The organism is Alteromonas sp. KUL42 (assembly GCF_006538325.1).
Classification (GTDB): Bacteria; Pseudomonadota; Gammaproteobacteria; order Enterobacterales; family Alteromonadaceae; genus Alteromonas.
The window spans coordinates 187,129-204,548 of the sequence record NZ_BJKK01000008.1; the positions used below are offsets into that span (position 1 = coordinate 187,129).

General features: G+C 44.2%; 13 protein-coding genes and 1 tRNA gene. 11 read left to right on the plus strand and 3 right to left on the minus strand.

Annotation, left to right across the window (positions count from 1 at the left end; genetic code table 11):
- Positions 1-11 precede the first annotated feature (11 nt).
- The 3 genes from hrpA (at position 12) to EYR97_RS12945 (ending at position 4,922) form a co-directional block, all read left to right on the plus strand.
- Entirely contained in the window at positions 12-4,022 is a 4,011-nt protein-coding gene (hrpA, locus tag EYR97_RS12935; protein WP_131094209.1) for an ATP-dependent RNA helicase HrpA, read from the plus strand.
- Positions 4,023-4,192: 170 nt separating this feature from the next.
- Positions 4,193-4,495 (plus strand): PilZ domain-containing protein, encoded by a 303-nt coding sequence (locus EYR97_RS12940; RefSeq protein WP_131094210.1) that lies wholly within the window; start codon positions 4,193-4,195, stop codon positions 4,493-4,495.
- Between the two features lie 205 nt (positions 4,496-4,700).
- On the plus strand, positions 4,701-4,922 hold the full coding sequence (locus tag EYR97_RS12945; RefSeq protein ID WP_307722615.1) for a DUF2061 domain-containing protein: 222 nt from the start codon (positions 4,701-4,703) through the stop codon (positions 4,920-4,922).
- On the opposite strand, the gene EYR97_RS12950 is transcribed toward EYR97_RS12945, so the two are convergent.
- Positions 4,858-6,051, minus strand: coding sequence for a class I SAM-dependent rRNA methyltransferase (locus EYR97_RS12950; RefSeq protein ID WP_131094212.1), 1,194 nt, complete (start codon positions 6,049-6,051; stop codon positions 4,858-4,860). The two genes, EYR97_RS12945 and EYR97_RS12950, sit on opposite strands and share 65 nt — an antisense overlap.
- A 249-nt stretch (positions 6,052-6,300) precedes the next feature.
- On the opposite strand from EYR97_RS12950, the gene EYR97_RS12955 reads away from it, so the two are divergent.
- Positions 6,301-7,278 carry an NAD(P)H-quinone oxidoreductase gene (locus EYR97_RS12955; protein ID WP_131094213.1) on the plus strand — a complete coding sequence of 326 codons (978 nt, stop codon included), beginning with the start codon at positions 6,301-6,303 and terminating at the stop codon, positions 7,276-7,278.
- Positions 7,279-7,280: 2 nt separating this feature from the next.
- Here EYR97_RS12955 and rnhA read toward each other — a convergent pair whose 3' ends face one another.
- Positions 7,281-7,748, minus strand: a complete 468-nt coding sequence (gene rnhA / locus EYR97_RS12960; RefSeq protein ID WP_131094214.1) for a ribonuclease HI — start codon at positions 7,746-7,748, stop codon at positions 7,281-7,283.
- Positions 7,749-8,037: 289 nt separating this feature from the next.
- Here rnhA and dnaQ point away from each other — a divergent pair, with 289 nt between their 5' ends.
- From dnaQ to lolE, 5 genes are all read left to right on the plus strand, one after another.
- Positions 8,038-8,760 carry a DNA polymerase III subunit epsilon gene (gene dnaQ, locus EYR97_RS12965; protein WP_131094215.1) on the plus strand — a complete coding sequence of 241 codons (723 nt, stop codon included), beginning with the start codon at positions 8,038-8,040 and terminating at the stop codon, positions 8,758-8,760.
- Positions 8,761-8,847: 87 nt separating this feature from the next.
- Positions 8,848-10,338 carry a TIGR03503 family protein gene (locus EYR97_RS12970; RefSeq protein ID WP_242635016.1) on the plus strand — a complete coding sequence of 497 codons (1,491 nt, stop codon included), beginning with the start codon at positions 8,848-8,850 and terminating at the stop codon, positions 10,336-10,338.
- Positions 10,339-10,572: 234 nt separating this feature from the next.
- Positions 10,573-10,649 (plus strand) — tRNA-Asp (locus EYR97_RS12975).
- Between the two features lie 368 nt (positions 10,650-11,017).
- Positions 11,018-11,722 (plus strand): lipoprotein-releasing ABC transporter ATP-binding protein LolD, encoded by a 705-nt coding sequence (lolD, locus tag EYR97_RS12980; RefSeq protein WP_131094217.1) that lies wholly within the window; start codon positions 11,018-11,020, stop codon positions 11,720-11,722.
- On the plus strand, positions 11,716-12,942 hold the full coding sequence (lolE, locus tag EYR97_RS12985; RefSeq protein WP_131094218.1) for a lipoprotein-releasing ABC transporter permease subunit LolE: 1,227 nt from the start codon (positions 11,716-11,718) through the stop codon (positions 12,940-12,942). Before lolD ends, lolE begins: the two co-directional genes overlap by 7 nt.
- 133 nt (positions 12,943-13,075) lie before the next feature.
- Here the strand turns inward: lolE and EYR97_RS12990 are convergent, their stop codons facing one another.
- Complete coding sequence (locus EYR97_RS12990) at positions 13,076-14,425, minus strand: dicarboxylate/amino acid:cation symporter (RefSeq protein ID WP_131094219.1); 1,350 nt, start codon at positions 14,423-14,425, stop codon at positions 13,076-13,078.
- Between the two features lie 114 nt (positions 14,426-14,539).
- Here EYR97_RS12990 and EYR97_RS12995 point away from each other — a divergent pair, with 114 nt between their 5' ends.
- Complete coding sequence (locus EYR97_RS12995; protein ID WP_131094220.1) at positions 14,540-17,080, plus strand: Ig-like domain-containing protein; 2,541 nt, start codon at positions 14,540-14,542, stop codon at positions 17,078-17,080.
- Between the two features lie 82 nt (positions 17,081-17,162).
- The coding region (locus EYR97_RS13000) for a helix-turn-helix domain-containing protein (RefSeq protein ID WP_131094221.1) at positions 17,163-17,420 on the plus strand (258 nt) is incomplete at its 3' end.

The following is a 17,420-nucleotide window of genomic DNA, read 5'->3' on the forward strand; positions in this document are numbered from 1 at the left end:
AGGATGCGACTTTGTCTTCACCCATTGCGATTAAACCCCTTTATACCAAACTTGATGAATGCTTAAACGCAGACAGATTTCGTTTGAAGCGACGGATCACGCAACTTGCCCAGAAACTGAATGGTGATGTAACAAATTCGAGCGAGCTACAGCGATCGGGCAAGACTAAACATTCACAAAAGCAATCACAAAAGCAGCAAAATCAAAGTTCATCTGACGCGTCACATTCGAAACTTAAGCAACATCAATCTCTACAGCAGCATTTTGAGCAGCTTGAACAAGATATTGAAGCCTCAATCCAGAAGCGGGCTTGGCGTCAGGAGAATTTGCCACAGGTAGAATACCCACCGTTACCAGTAAGTGACAAAAAAGACGACATTAAAGAAGCCATTGCCAATAACCAAGTGGTTATAGTGGCAGGTGAAACAGGGTCGGGTAAGACAACACAGTTGCCTAAAATATGTTTGGAGTTAGGCCGTGGTGTAAACGGCATGATTGCACATACCCAACCCCGCCGTTTGGCCGCGCGAAGTGTTGCAACCCGTATTGCCGAAGAGCTAAACACGCCACTGGGCGAAAAAGTAGGCTTTAAGATCCGTTTTAGCGATCAAGTCAGTGAACGCAGCTACGTTAAATTAATGACGGACGGTATGCTACTGGCTGAAATGCAACAAGATCGCTTTTTAAATCAATACGACACCATTATTATTGATGAAGCCCATGAACGAAGCTTAAATATCGACTTCTTATTGGGTTATCTAAGCCAGTTGTTGAGTAAACGTCCAGACTTAAAACTTATTATTACCTCGGCGACGATCGACCCAGAACGCTTCTCGAAGCACTTTAATAATGCACCCATCATTGAAGTCAGTGGACGCACATATCCTGTTGAAATTCGTTATCACGCCCCAGAAGACAATGACGATGACATCGATCAAACCGATGCCATTGTGAACGCAGTTGATGAACTGATGCGCGAAGCGCCGGGCGATATTTTGGTTTTCTTAAGTGGCGAGCGAGAAATTCGAGATACCCAAGATGCTTTGAGTAAACAGCACTATCGCAATACCGAAGTGGTGCCTTTATACGCAAGGCTGACCGCTGCCGAGCAAAACCGCATTTTCCAATCGCACAGCGGGCGTCGAATTGTACTGGCGACTAACGTGGCTGAAACCTCTTTAACCGTGCCTGGCATTAAGTATGTCATAGACCCCGGTTTTGCTCGAATATCTCGATACAGTGCCCGCAGCAAAGTGCAGCGACTGCCCATTGAGCCCATTTCACAGGCTTCAGCTAATCAGCGTGCAGGGCGATGTGGTCGTGTATCTGACGGTATCTGTATTCGTCTTTATAGCGAAGATGACTATTTAGGGCGGCCTGCGTTTACAGACCCAGAGATTTTGCGCACCAATTTAGCGTCGGTTATTTTGCAAATGCTGGCGCTAGGGCTTGGTGATATAGCGGCATTCCCCTTTGTACAGCCCCCTGATAATCGCAATATTAACGACGGTTTTCGTTTGCTTGAAGAAATTCAGGCCATTGCAAAACGCAAAGGGAAAATGCAATTAACGCCCCTTGGACGACAAGTGGCTCGTTTGCCAATTGACCCCCGTTATGCCCGCATGGTGATAGAAGCCCAGCGCACCAATGCATTAAGTGAAGTTATGGTTATCGCGGCTGGACTTTCTATACAGGACCCCCGTGAACGTCCTCAAGAAAAGCGTCAGCAAGCCGACGAGAAACACAGCGAATACCACGATAAAGATTCAGATTTTATCAGTTTGTACAATTTATGGGTGGCGTTCAGAGAACAGCAAAATACCTTAAGCCATAATCAATTGCGCAAGTGGTGTAAGCAGCAATTCATCAATTATTTAAGAATGCGTGAGTGGCAAGACATTGTTAGTCAGCTGAAAAAGTCCATTGCTGAACTGGGGTTTGGTATTACTAAACAAGAAGCTGACTACCAGGCTATCCACGAGGCCATTGCCAGCGGGCTCTTGTCTCACTTGGGCTTTAAAGACAAAGAACGGGAGTATTTGGGGTCGCGTAATACGCGATTTTTGGTTTTCCCCGGCTCGGGACTTGCCAAATCACAACCTAAATGGGTAATGGCAGCTGAGCTTGTAGAAACCTCGAAATTATTTGCCAGAATGGTTGCCAAAATAGACCCAGCGTGGATAGAGCCCCTTGCTGAACATGTGGTACAGCGCAGCTATTCAGAACCTCACTGGTCAAAGAAGCGCGGTGCTGTTATTGCGTTTGAGAAAGTGACCTTGTTTGGTTTGCCCATTGTTTTGAAGCGGGCCAAGGTGTACAGCCTTATTGACCCTCCAGTGTGTCATGAACTCTTTATTCGTGAAGCACTTGTTGATGGAAACACAAAGCTTAATTACGGCTTTTTACAAGACAATCAGGCCTTGCTTGAGCAAGCCGATGAGTTTGAGCAAAAGACACGACGTCGTGACCTTATTGTCGATGACGAAGCCCTTGTCAGTTTTTACGCTAAACGCATACCGGTGGACGTTAATAACGATGCTGCGTTTAAAAAGTGGTTTAAACAGCACGGTAGCAATCAATCATTAACGTTTACCGAAGAAGACGTTTATCGCCAGCTGCCTGAACAATCGGTTGCTAATGCGTTTCCTGATGTATGGCGACAAGGAAATATCACTTTGCCTCTTAGGTACAACTTTGAGCCAAATGCCGAAGACGATGGCGTGACCGTTGTTATTCCGCTACCGGTATTGAATCAGGTTGAAGATGTGGGCTTTGATTGGTTAGTGCCTGGGTTAAGGCACGAGTTAGTCGTAGGTATGATCAAAACCCTACCAAAGCGATTGCGTCGCAATTTTGTGCCAGCGCCCAATTTCGCACAAGCCTGTTTGGCTGACATCAGCGAAACCGATAAACACAACCGTCCTGTTTCGATTGTCGATGCAGTAAGTGACAAGCTGAGAAAAATGACCGGTGTTATCGTCGATAGCGAAGAATGGAACCTTGCGTTACTTGATAAGCATTTGAAAATGCATTTTGCGGTGGTGAATGACAATGGTGATGATATTGCTAAAGGTGATGATCTTCATGCTCTTAAGCAGAAATGTGCAGGGCAGGTAAAACAAACTTTTGAAAAAGCCGCAACACCAGAGTTAGAGCGCAGCAATATCGAAGCGTGGGATTTCGATAGCTTGCCCGAAACCTTTGTGCAAAAAGTAGGTGGATTTCAAGTACAAGCATTTCCAGCCTTGGTGCAAAAGGGCGACAAAGTGGATATTGCCCTTATTGAGGAAAAAGACAAAGCTCAGCGATTGCACAAGCAAGGGGTTAACGTACTAATTAAAAACGCCATGCCATCGCCGTTAAATTATTTACAAACTAAGCTGCCCAACAAAGCAAAGCTAGGCTTATATTTTAACCCTTTCGGGCAAGTAAAGGCGCTTATTGATGACTGTATTTTTGCCGGTATCGATACGTTAGTAAACGACTATTGCCGTGACAAGCAAACCGATATTCGCACTAAAGAAGAATTTAATGCATGTTTAGATGTGGTGCGCGCCAATATCAATGACAAGGTACTTGAAATAGCGCAACATGTTGAGCAAGGGCTGACTTTGGCTCACCAGTGTCAAAAGCAAATGAAAGGAAACGTACCGCTTAATATGATTAATGCGCTAGGGGACTGCAAGGCGCATTTGACGTCATTGGTATTCCCTGGCTTTGTGTCAGACATTGGCGCGTCTAAACTTGATGATTGGAACCGCTACATTAAAGGGTTGGCAAGACGTTTGGAAAAGCTGCCTATTGATCCTAACAAAGATAGAATGCACCAAGTTACCGTGGAAAAAGCCGTTAGCGAATGGGAAAAAGCCTGTAGTAAGTACCCTAAAGGTAAAGTACCAGAAGCGCTTAAAGACGTGCGCTGGATGATAGAAGAACTCAGGGTATCTCTTTTTGCACAACAATTAGGGACTGCCTATCCCATTTCGGCCAAACGCATAACATTACACCTGAACGAGTTCTAGTGAGTTCACATACTCGAAAGACTGATTTAGAAAAATAATCTGTTTATTGTCATGGGTTAAGTGTGTAACGCCAATGACAAATTACGTCACCTGATTGACAACTGATCCTCATCACCTTATAACAATAGGATAAATTGTCAGCGATACGCTAATAATAAGGAGAAGTAGACATGCTAGGGTACGACGATAAGCGAAATTTTTTCAGGATGATGGTAAATTCGCCGTGTCAGTTGCAAATTACTGACGATGAGTCGAGCCGCACCATGCAGGCTTTATGTAAAGATATCAGCGCTACTGGGATGTCACTGGAGGTCGATGAGCCTTCTATTGAAGTGGGTACGCAGGTAAGCGTTGCCATAGAGTCTTCAAGCTCTCAAATACCGTCTTTAGCAGCTATTGCAACGGTTGTTCGCTGTGAGCCAGAGTCAGAATCGAGCTGCATCATTGGTGTTGAAATTTCACAAATGAAATAGTCGTTTGGGCTTGAGCTATTTGTAAAGGGTGAACTACAAAAGGTTCATCCTTGTTCCTAATCGTAAAACTTGAACAACCTGTTCGAGCAAATGCGTTGTCTTATCTATTCTTACTAAACAATAATCCTCAATTATTACGTTCACCTATGCCTTTGGGCTTATGAGCAACCCTTAGGGTTAGAGGATTATTCTTATGCAAAAAACAATGACATTCGCCATTATGCACTTCTTCGTCGCTTTCAGTGTGACGTACCTTCTTACAGGAAGCATAGCTGTCGGCGGCGCCGTAGCGCTAATAGAGCCTGCCATTAACACTATTGCTTTTTATTTTCACGAAAAAGTATGGGAGAAGCGAGATCAGATTAATCGTCAGTCACTTCGCAAACCAGCCCTTTTAGATAGTAGCCTTCTGGATAGCTTCCTATGATTGGGTGGTCTGATGCTTGATTTAGTCGCGCGATAATCTTTATGGTGCGCCCTGCATCAAGGGCGGCGTCTGCAACAATTTTTTGAAATAAATCGGCGGGCATTAGCCCAGAGCAACTGAAAGTAAGCAGTAAACCGCCCGACTTTACAGCGTGGATCCCATACATGTTAATGTCTTTATAACCACGCGCGGCACGGTTTAGTGAAGCTTTACTGTCTACAAATTTAGGTGGGTCAAGAATGACCATATCAAACTGTTGTTGTTGCTCGTGATATTCCCGTAACGCTTTGAAAACGTCTTTATTTATATAATGGGCTTTACTTTGATCAAGGCCGTTTATATCAACGTGATGTTTAGCTAAATCTAGTGCGGGTTGTGAAACGTCAACATTAGTTACTGATTTCGCACCACCCGAAAGGGCGTAACATGAAAATGTGCCGGTATAACTAAAGCAGTTCAACACATCGGCATCTTTGGCGTAGTGTGCGGCTGCCGCTCGGCTGTCTCGTTGGTCAAGGTAAAACCCTGTTTTGTGGCCATTTTCAATATCGATCACAATATTGATGCCGTTTTCTTTCACCGTAACCTGCATAGGTGGCTCACCGTGAAGAATACCAACGACGGGCTCTAATCCTTCTTTTTTGCGTACATCTACGTCACTTCTTTCATAAACGTGAACATCAGGCATTAATTTAGTGATTGCCCAAACCAGTTTGTCTCGGTGCTTGTCTGCGCCAGCACTCAACAACTGAACCACAGCAACATTGTCATAAACATCAATGGTTACGCCGGGTAAGCCATCACTTTCTGACGCAATCCAACGAAATGCATTGGTTTTGGTCTCATCGAATAAACGCTTACGCAATTGTAAAGCACTTTCCAGTTTGCGAAGAAAGAAGCCGTTATCGATACTTTCTTCTTTTTTAAACGTCCACATACGAACGCGTATTTTAGATTGCGGAGAGTAGGCGCCGCGTCCAAGCCAATCACCCTCTGCATCATATACATCAACAGTATCGCCAATTCGAGCGCGCCCTTTAAGTTCGGCCACTGCACTTTCAAACACCCAAGGGTGCTTTCGACGAAGTGACTTATCTCTTGAAGGCTGCAAAATGACTTGTGCTGACATGTAGGATCTCGTGTTTCTAAAGGGGCTAATTGAAGAGTAGGGGATTATACTGGTTTCCTCAAAGACTTAAATCTGAATGTGAAGATTTACGGTTATCAGGCGCTATTCATTGCAATTTGGCACGCAGCAATTCACTGTATGGGATACAAAACTGAAAATAGAGTTGTAAACACAGATAACCTTTTGAACTGACATAAGGTGAAAAGCGTAACAAGGCGTAATAAAAGTTAAGGCTACTGGAGGGTATACATGCAATTTGTTGACTTTGAAAAGGGATGCGAACCAACGGCATTGGTTGTAAAAACGCAGGAATCGCTTTCAACGCCACAAGGCAAAGTGAAAGTGAAGGTGAATTCGTTTGGTATTAACCGTGCTGATACACTGCAGCGTCAAGGTCATTATCCACCTCCTCCAGGAGAAAGTCCTATTTTAGGGTTAGAAGTTGCAGGTGTCGTTTGTGAAGTGGGCAAAGGGGTGTCTACCTTCAAAGAAGGCGACAGGGTTTTTGGCCTAGTTGCCGGTGGTGGCTATGCTACTGAGGTAGTGGTAAATCCTGCTCATCTTATGCCCATTCCCAAAGATATGCCTTTTCATGAGGCTGCTGGGCTTGCTGAGGTATTCCTAACCGCATTTCAATGTTTGCGTACCATTGCTCATGTTAAACCCGCACAACGGGTACTGATCCATGGTGGCGCCAGTGGCGTTGGTTTGGCAGCTGCACAATTGTGTCGTTATTGGGGCGTGGACAGTGCAGTGACAGCCTCAACCCCAGAGAAACTTGAGTTGTGCAGTGCTAATGGTGCAGAGCACCTTATTAATTACAAATTACAATCGTTTGACGATGTACTGAAAAGGGTATGGCCCGAAGGGGTTAGCATGGTACTCGATATGGTTGGTGGTGATTACCTCAACCGAAACTTAAAAGTGCTTGAGCAAGATGGTCGAGTGGTCTATCTGGCCATGCTCGCTGGGCGCTATGCTGATAATCTTGATATGGCAATGCTGCTGGGCAAGCGCGCTTCAATTGTCGGTACTACGCTTCGCAATAGAAGTGATGAGTATAAAGCTGATTTAATTAGTGATTTTGCAAAGGTTTGTTTACCCGCCTTTGAGACTGACGAGTTACACGTCAACATTGATACCCATTACCGTATTGATGACATCGACAAGCCTCACGCACGGTTAGAGCGCAACGATACGCAAGGCAAATTAGTGGTGAGTTGGTAATACTAACTCACAAAGCCCGCGTCAATTTGGGTGGGCTTTGCTTCGGCTGCGCCGCGGGCCAATTCGTCACAGCGCTCATTTTCTGGATGACCTGAATGGCCTTTCACCCAATGCCAGTTAATACTGTGCTTTTTAACGGCTTCGTCTAAGCGCTGCCAAAGGTCTGCATTTTTTACCGGTTTTTTGTCTGAGGTACGCCAGCCATTTCTGCGCCAGTTGTGGATCCATTGGTTAATGCCATTTTTCACATATTGACTGTCGGTGGTTAACTCCACTTGGCAGGGCTCAGTTAAACTGTTGAGTGCTTCAATGGGCGCGAGTAATTCCATGCGGTTATTGGTGGTGTGAGCAAAACCATCGCTCAGTTCTTTTCGATGTTGTTTATAGATTAAAATAGCACCATAGCCCCCAGGCCCCGGGTTACCTAAACAAGAGCCATCGGTATATATATGTATGGTTTTTTGCGCCACAGTTGGTCCTTTTCACTACATTAACATTGTTATTTTTTAGTCATACTACCCATAAATGTACTTGTTCAGGGTCGCTAAACCTTGCACATCTGCAATTGTTTGGCTCAATCGCTTGACTAAGAAATAACCAAATCGCGCGCCTCGTTCTTTGCAATAAACTCACTTAGAGTGAACGAAAAGAGTACTGCAAAGGTGAGCGCGCTTTAATTATCTTTTCTTTTCCCTTAGCGTGATGCAAAGGGGTTGATATACTATCAAAAAACAAGTGAGTAATAATAGTAGAGGTTCCATGCGCCAAATAGTTCTCGATACCGAAACCACAGGTATTGAACCCAAAGAAGGTCACCGCATCATCGAAATTGGGTGCGTAGAAGTTGTTAATCGCCGATTAACCGGGAATCACTTCCACGTCTACATCAACCCAGGGCGTCAAATTGAACAAGAGGCCATTGAAGTTCACGGTATTACTAATGAGTTTCTTGCCGATAAACCGACTTTTTCACAGGTCGCCCAAGAGTTTGTAAGTTTTATCAAAGGTGCACAGCTTGTCATTCACAACGCGCCCTTTGACGTAGGTTTTATGGACCACGAATTTGCAATGGAGTCATCAACCAAAGGGGTAGTGACTAGTGAAATGTGTGATGTACTTGATACCCTCACGCTTGCTAGGCAAATGCACCCAGGTCAGAAGAATAACCTTGATGCCTTATGTAAACGCTATGGCATAGATAACAGCCACCGTACGTTACACGGCGCGTTGCTGGATGCGGAAATTCTTGCTGATGTCTACTTGCTAATGACTGGCGGGCAGACCAAATTGAAATTGGCATCAAGTGGTGGCGGTGATGCAGACTCAACAGCCATTCGTCGTATTCAGCGTTCTGCAAATAAATTAAAGGTTATTCAAGCAAGCGCCGATGAATTAGTACAGCACGAAGCACGCCTTGATATTGTTCAAAATGCGGGTGGCAAGTGTTTATGGCGACCGCAAGAAGACGCGTCGCAAGATTAAAAGGCCAGCTAGTCATTGTTTTGGTCTAAAAAATTATCAAAAAACAACATTAGCCCTTAATAACTAAAAATGCAGGAGCAGCGCAGCGTGAAAGTGTGGTTTTATTGTGGACTAATTCTTTATGCCTTTATTCACACAAGCGCAATTGCGCAGTCTCAAGCTGAACAACAAGACGTTGCTTTTCAAGTTGCTGATGGTGCAGTAAAGCAAGAACAAGTACAAAATCAATCAAGTAGTTCGTCGCCCCTTACCGACCTTGGTGACGAATACACCAATTCAATTGAACTGCTTAGAAATCGCTTTAGAGTCGACTTTAATGTGGAAGAGGTCACCATGATCTTCTTCAGGGAGTACGGTTCAGCGCCAGTTGTGTTAGTACGTCCCGATGGCTCGAAGTTGTTTCAAGGGCGAGTCGATGAAGAAAAAGTTGAATGGTATGACGACGATACCTTCGACATGATCAAAATTAAAAATCCGGTACCTGGGCCATGGCAGGCCGTAGGTCAAATATTAAAAGATAGTCGAGTGATGGTGTTATCAGATGTAGAGCTTCACGCTGAGCCGTTACCTTCACTGTTGTTTGCCGGTGAAATCTTAAAATCAACAGCCTATCTAACCAATGCCGGTGAGCTCATTCAGAATAAGCAGTTTAGAGACGTAGTGGACTTAGATATTGAGTTTATCAGTTCTAACAACCCCAATTACTCTAATTTTGGCGCAAGTGATCAAGATATTGCCACGTTTCAAGACAATGGAAGAGGCATGGATGAACGCCCTGGTGACGGTGTTTTTACAGGGCAGTTTAATTTAAAAATTGCGCCTGGCGAGTGGAAACCAGTATTTACTGTTAAAACCCCTATGTACACTCGGGTTCAAGAAGGTGGTTTGATAATTCTGCATGAAAATCCGATAAAAATAGATGTAGAGCAAAATGGCGGGGGAGAGGGATATCACAAAATTTTCATTGATGTTGACAGAGATTTGGTTGATATAGAATCGTTACTTGTTGATGGCAAAGTGCGTTACCCCAATTCGGACATGCAAAACTTCTCATTAACCGAAGGCGGAAGTGAGGCGAGAGAGCATCTTATTGCTGCATACGAACCCGGTGTATTCAGGGTTAAACTCACTGCTTATGGCACAACTGTGGATGGGCGCGATTTTATTCTTGATGTTCCTGAGTACAGTTTTTTAGCTGAAGGGCCTGAAGAACCCATCGTTGAAGATCCGTTAATTGATGGTAAAGATCCTATCGTGGATGGTAGTTCACCCATGACGATGCTCGGTGAAGACGCCACTGAAAAGAATGACATGGCAGATCTCGAAGAGACAATGGATGACAGTCAACTCATGTTCATTATATTGGTAGTTAATGGCTCTATTGTTTTACTGGGCGTTATTGTTGCGGTAACAATTGTGATTGTACGCAAGCGTAAAAATAAGCCAAAGCCGTCAAATAACACCGCAAGTCAAAAAGCTAAACCGGTAACCACAGATGCCAACTTAACGATGGAAGCGCAGCCAAAGGGGTTGAAAAAGCTATTCGCGTCTTTTAAAAGAAAGAAAAAGGATGAGTAAATAGTCCTTCGCTGTAAACATTGCAATTAATAGACAATAAGGGTGATGTTAATTTGCCCATCTTGGATTTTATTTCAACATTGTGTCTAAATTACAGGCAAACAAACCGCAGATGACAATTTTATTAATAAAAAGCGTTGACTCCACATAGGGGAATACGTATTATCTGCGCCGCAGTCAGGGGACAGGGCAACAACAGTCAAGTCAACTGTCTGATAACATTGAAAATGATGTGGAGCGGTAGTTCAGTTGGTTAGAATACCGGCCTGTCACGCCGGGGGTCGCGGGTTCGAGTCCCGTCCGCTCCGCCATTTCATCACTTCATGAAATAGCATCAAGCGTAATATGGTTCTAGGCAGTCGCCTAATCTTTTCTAATAATTCAAATAGCCTTTTTTGGATATCAAACCCAGTCTCAGGTTTCAAATAAAGATCAGACGAAATGCGGTCATAAGTACCCTATTTTAGTGTTTTGTAGTTATGGCGTATTACCGCTATCTTATTTCTGTACTGCCTTAACAATCACGTTTCGTGATCATAAAATTTTACAAGAAATCCGCATACTAACAGGGTTATTACTGTTCTTTTTACACTGGTATTGTTAGTGTTTCGGTTTACTATCATTGTCTCAATTCTAGTACCGTAATTTAGTACCTCAAAAACAATAGAAGAAACTGCGCATGCAAGACGTGCTACTATGTCGAAATATTCATAAAACTTACAATGAAGGCAGTAATGCTACACCTGTACTTCACGACGTTTCACTGTCTATCAAAGTCGGTGAACAAGTTGCCATCCTAGGTAGCTCTGGCTCTGGAAAAAGCACGTTATTACATATTTTAGGTGGCCTAGATACACCCACCAAAGGTGACGTTGAGTTTAACGGTAAACCTTTGAGTAAACTAAACTCCAATGCATTGGCCAAATTGCGCAATGAAGAAATGGGTTTTATATACCAATTTCATCATTTGCTCGGTGAGTTTACTGCGCTTGAAAATGTGGCAATGCCACTGAGAATTCGCGGTTTATCAGTAAAAGAAGCCCAGCGAAAAGCCGTTGCCATATTAAACGAAGTCGGGCTATCTCACAGGCAAGATCATTTACCATCAGCCATGTCAGGTGGTGAACGCCAGCGCGTTGCAATAGCAAGGGCATTGGTGACAGAGCCATCAGTGGTACTAGCTGATGAACCCACAGGTAATTTAGATGATTCTACCGGTGAGCAAATCTATCAATTACTTACAACCCTAAGCGTAAAGAAGAAAACGGCGTTTGTGGTGGTAACGCATGATATTGCGTTAGCAAATAAAATGGATCGTGTTTTGCGCATTAAAGACGGTAATCTAGTTGATACCGAATCGAGCCAGGAGTCAGCGAAATGTTAGCGTTTGAATTGGCCAAACGCTTTCGTAAAACGCGTTCGCAGCAACGTTTCATTTCTTTTATCTCAATGTCGTCGACAGTGGGCATTGCACTGGGTTGCTTTGTACTTATTGTGTTACTGAGCGTAATGAATGGCTTCGAGAGAGAACTCGTTAATCGAATTTTGCACGTTGTACCCCACGGTGAGTTATACGGTGTTGATAACCGAGGCATTGAAAACCTTGATGCCCAGCTTTATCGGTTCAAGCAAGATGCGCGTATTTCAGATGTAACACCATACACACAGCTAACAGGCATGTTGCAATTCAAAGGTGACTTAAAGGCAGTGGCGCTAACGGGTATTCCTGTAAAAGCCGATGATAGTAAATATCAAGGTCGTGTGACCGATAGTGACTGGCAGCAATTTGCGGTTGATAAAAATGGTGTTTTGATAGGAGAGGGAATTGCAAAGTCCCTTGCTCTTAAACGGGGGGATAGCCTGCAAGCGTTGATCCCACAAACAACCAGTGACTTAACCTTTAAAGCACCCAAAACTATCAGTTTGGTGGTATCTGGCGTACTACGTGTTGGTGGCGAGCTTGATAACCAAATAGGCTTAGTACACTTGCAAACCGCTTCTGATGCAGCCGGTATTGAATCGTTAGCACAGGGAATACAGTTTACATTACACAATCCTTTTGCGGCCTATGAAATAATGCGCGACATTGGTTATAGCTTTCCTCAAGCTGTCTATATGTCTGATTGGACACGAACTCAAGGTCATTTGTACAACGATATTCAACTGGTGAAAGCCGTAGTATATATCGCGTTGGTGTTAGTTATCGCCGTGGCGTGCTTTAACATTGTCTCTTCACTTGTTATGGCAGTGAGAGAAAAACAATCAGCCATCGCTATTTTAAAAACGATGGGCGCAACGGATGCATTGATACGTAAAACGTTTGTTTATCAAGGTGTCATAAACGGGCTTATAGGGATTGTGTTTGGTGTTGGTGCTGCGTTAATCGTTGCTCCAAACCTTTCAAGTATTGTGAGTGGTATTGAGAATGTTTTTGGTATAGAAGTACTTTCAGGCGATATCTATTTTATCGACTTTCTGCCGTCAAGCCTGCACTGGCAAGATGTGCTAATAACAGTTGTTGTAGCTATGTTATTAAGTGTACTGGCAACCTTGTATCCTGCACGTAAAGCGGCAAATGTTTCGCCATCATCTGCGCTTCACTAGCGCGTGTTGCCTTACTGCAAAAACGCATCGCAAAGCAGTATGAGTAAGTTAAAATTAAAAAAGGTAGCCAATGCTACCTTTTTAGTTCTTACTGGTTCTAAACAGCGTTCAAACAAATGCTGTTAAAAAGTGCTTAGTTTGCGTTTTTTTCAAAGTGTTCGAAGTCGATGTCTTCTTCTTTCAAGCCTGCTTTAGGGTCGTTGTAGATGCTTTCATCTAACGCACCTTCACTTTTCGCAACTACACAAGAAACCATACAATCACCAGTAATATTCACAGCTGTGCGGGTCATATCAAGCAGACGGTCTACACCAATAATCAGGGCAATACCTTCAACCGGTAGATTAACTTGCTGCAGTACCATGGCAAGCATAATTAAGCCTACCCCAGGAACGCCTGCGGTACCGATTGATGCAAGGGTAGCCGTTAATACCACCATCATATAATCGCTCATACTCAAGTCTACCGCGTACACTTGCGCAATAAAGACTGTGGCAACGCCCTGCATTATAGCCGTGCCATCCATATTAATGGTGGCACCTAAAGGAAGGGTAAATGATGAAACTGAGTTACTAACACCTAATTTGTTTTTCGCCGTTTCCATGGTGACTGGCAGCGTGGCGCTACTGCTTGACGTACTGAAGGCAAAGAGGGCTGCATCGCGCATTTTCTTCATCAAAATGATAGGGTTTAAACCAGAAAGTAGCTTCAACAGCACGGAATAGGTTACTAAACCATGCAATATTAATACGCCAAAAACTAAGAAGAAATACTTAGCTAGGCTTAAGATTGTATCGCCACCAATGGTAGAGAAAAGCTTAGCCATCAACACAAACACACCATAAGGCGCTAGGTTCATAATAATAGTAACAAGACGCATAATGACGGTGTTAATGTCTTCAAAAATAGCCGTTAAGCGCTTACCTGCTTCACCGGTCATTGCCATTGCAATACCAAATAGTACCGCAAAAACAATGATTTGAAGCATGTTCCCTTGTGCCATTGAATTTATTGGGTTGCTGGGGAACATGTTTACAATAACGTCGGATAAACTCGGCGCTTCTTTCGCTTCAAAGGTAGTATTTGTTGTAAGGTTTAGCCCTTCACCAGGAGAAACCACCAGCGCTATACTCATGGCCAGTGTTATAGCAATGGCCGTTGTGACAACATATAACCCAACAGACTTAGCTCCCAGTCGACCAAGTTTACTGGGGTCTGAAAGAGTACTGGTACCGCAAATAAGCGAAACGAACACCAAGGGCACCACAAGCATCTTTAAACTTGCGATAAATATTTGACCGAGCGTAGAAAATATACCTTCTACAAGAATGTTATACGTTGAGAGCTCGAAACCGAATATCGAAAACCTAAAATCTCCGCTATCATCAAACAAGAGTTGGAGAAATACACCAATTAAGATACCGGCAGCCATGCCGATAAAGATGCGAGCGGTTAAGCTGTATTTGTGTGCAGATGAAGACATGAATGTTTCCTGTACATTTTTATATTTTTAATCTCCCGTAGTGTGCCAGATTCAGTTGATTTTTAAACATAAAAAACGACGCAATTGTCAATTAAAGAGGTTCAGGAACGAATTATGTCGACATTAGCGAAGACGCTAAGTGTATTTAGCGCAATATTTATGCTAACAGCATGTGGTGGGGGCGGTTCGTCAGTCTCTCGAGATGATACGAATAACGGTGGTGGCGATGGAGGTTCTACGCCAGTTTACAGTATTTCACTGTCACTAGAGAACGCCAGTGGCGCAAGTGACAAGAATTTATCTGAAGACAACAGTCTCACTGTTGTCGCAACTGTAACCGATCAAAACGGCACACCACGTTCAGACGCGTTACTGACTTTTTCGCTAAGTAATCCAGCGTTAGCGGAATTTGCAAATGATACGGGCACAGCGAGCACAGATGCCAATGGTGTAGCCCGATTAGGCTTAAATGCGAGCACTGCATCGGGGGATGGCGAAATAACGGCCACGTTAAGCTCAGGAGAATCGGGTACTACCACTTTCTCCGCAACCGCCGTCACTGTGGTGCCGGATACGTTGACGGTATCTTTAGTACTGCAAAATACGGCAGGAGAAGCAGATAACCGTCTTTCATCTACCAACGAATTAGTGGCAATTGCTACTGTGACGAATGCACAAGGTGAGCCGCAAGAAGACTTGTTGTTGTCGTTTTCACTAGACAACAGTGATTTGGCAACCTTTGCCAATGATACTGCAACCGCGCTGACTAACGAAAACGGTGTTGCAATGTTAGGTATGTCCGTGGGCACTGCATCCGGTGATGGTCAAGTAACAGCATCACTCGCAACAGGTGAAAGCGATAGTACAACGTTTAGCTCTGAAGGGAATTCATCGGGAGGCGTGCAGCCGGCTTCATTAGAGTTATACGCGAACAGTATTCAATTGGCGTCGAGCGGAAGCGATGAAGTTGAACTTATTGCACTGGTAAAAAATGCTCAAAGCGTGCTGATGGAAGGGGTGGATGTGAGTTTCTCCGCGGCGTCTTCATCGGGTGTTGAGTTGCAATTGTCACAGCCTCAAACTGCTGCAGATGGTACAGCCCGCGCAATTCTCACTTCGCAAAACAACGCGTCTAATCGCACAGTAACAATTACCGCCGCAGCAGGGGCACTTACACAAACGGTAAACATAACTATTGCCGGTACGGAAGTGACCATCAATGGTGCGTCTTCAGTTATTCTAAATGACAGTGTGCAATACACCATTCGCGTTCAAGACTCAGATGGTACTTCTATTTTGAACCAAGACGTAGCACTTGTAGCAACTAATGGCACATTAAGCGCAACTACGGTTAATACAGGAGCAAATGGTCAAGCTATTGTGACCTACACGGCTTCAACGTCAGGCTTGGATACCATTACCGCAAGCGCGTTAAATGCCCAGGCGTCATTTAACATTCAAGTGCAACAAGATGAATTTAATTTTGTAAACTTACCTGAAGAGGAAGTGCCAGTAGGGCAAATGCAGCCTATCAGTGTGCAATGGCGACAAAATAATACACCGGTTGTAGGTGAGACTATTACCTTTAGTGCGTCACGCGGTGAAATTGATGGCAGCCCAATGGTGGTTACAGATGCCAACGGCCAAGCCACTATCAATATAAGCTCTACCAATGCAGGCATTTCATCGATTACGGCAACTGCAAGCGATGGTAATGGCGATGTTCTCGTGTCGGCATTGACACAAATTGAATTTATCGCAACAACACCGCATACCATAATCGCTGATGCGTCACCGGATATACTTGGGCCAGATGGGCAAACTAGCACAATCAGCGCCGTGGTTCGTGATGTTGACGGTAATCTTGTGAAAAACAGTGTAGTGAATTTCAGCGTGTCAGATATTTCAACGGGCTTTGTTTCACCATCTCAGGCAACCACTGACAGCAAAGGTATTGCAACCACAGTATTTACCTCTGGCTCTGTATCAACACGTGATGCCGTGGTTATTACCGCATTTGTTGCTGAAGATCCTGCTATTGAAGATGATGTGGTACTAACGGTAGGCGCCCGTGCGTTTGATATTTCAATTGGAACAGGTAATGAAATTGAAGAGCCTAATTCAACGTCATACTTAAAACGCTTCGGTGTGTTTGTGTCTGACTCTGTTGGTCAGCCAGTGAGTGGTGTGAATTTAACAGCGTCAGTAGCACCTGTTAAATACGTTGACGGTGGTGAATATCGCACAGGTTTTTGGGTATTCAATGACGACGAGTCTGTGTGGGTAGCGGTGGTAAATCAACGTTGTGAAACAGAAGACGTAAACGACAACGGTATTTTAGATACCACGCCCCGTCATGAAGATACCAATGGCGACGGTCAATTAACCCCTGGTTTTGTGGGCACTGTGACGTTCGCAAATGGCGCTGTAACCGACGAGAACGGTTATGCTGAACTAGAGTATCGCTATCCACGTAGCTTTGCACCTTGGTATGACGCAGTAATATCCGTGTTCGGTCAGTCGACGGGCAGTGAAGCTCAGGCGAAGATGCGCTACACCTTGGGTGTGTCTGCAAGTGATGTAACCGATGAAGGCTCTTCACCGCCAGCTAACCCATTTGGGGTTACCGATATGTGTACAGAAGTCACACCGTAACCTTCGTTATGTAAGAACAAGAAAGCCGGCAGTTTGAAGTGACCCCCAATAGTTGGACATTCCAATTACTGGGGGTCTTTTTATGTCCAAACATCATCGAGCTTTTAAGCTCAGAATAGCTGAACTCGCTTTGTCTGAAAGCTCTTCGGCGGTAAGTAACAAATTTAATGTTACAAGTAGGCAGGTCCGATATTGGACCACTATTTATCGAATTCATGGCGCTGAAAGCTTCAGGTCTGTTCACAAACCTTATTCTCAAGCATTTAAAGCTGAAGTGTTAAAAACGATGGCAGCAAACAGTTGGTCACTCGGCTATACCAGTGCTTTCTTCGATTTATCA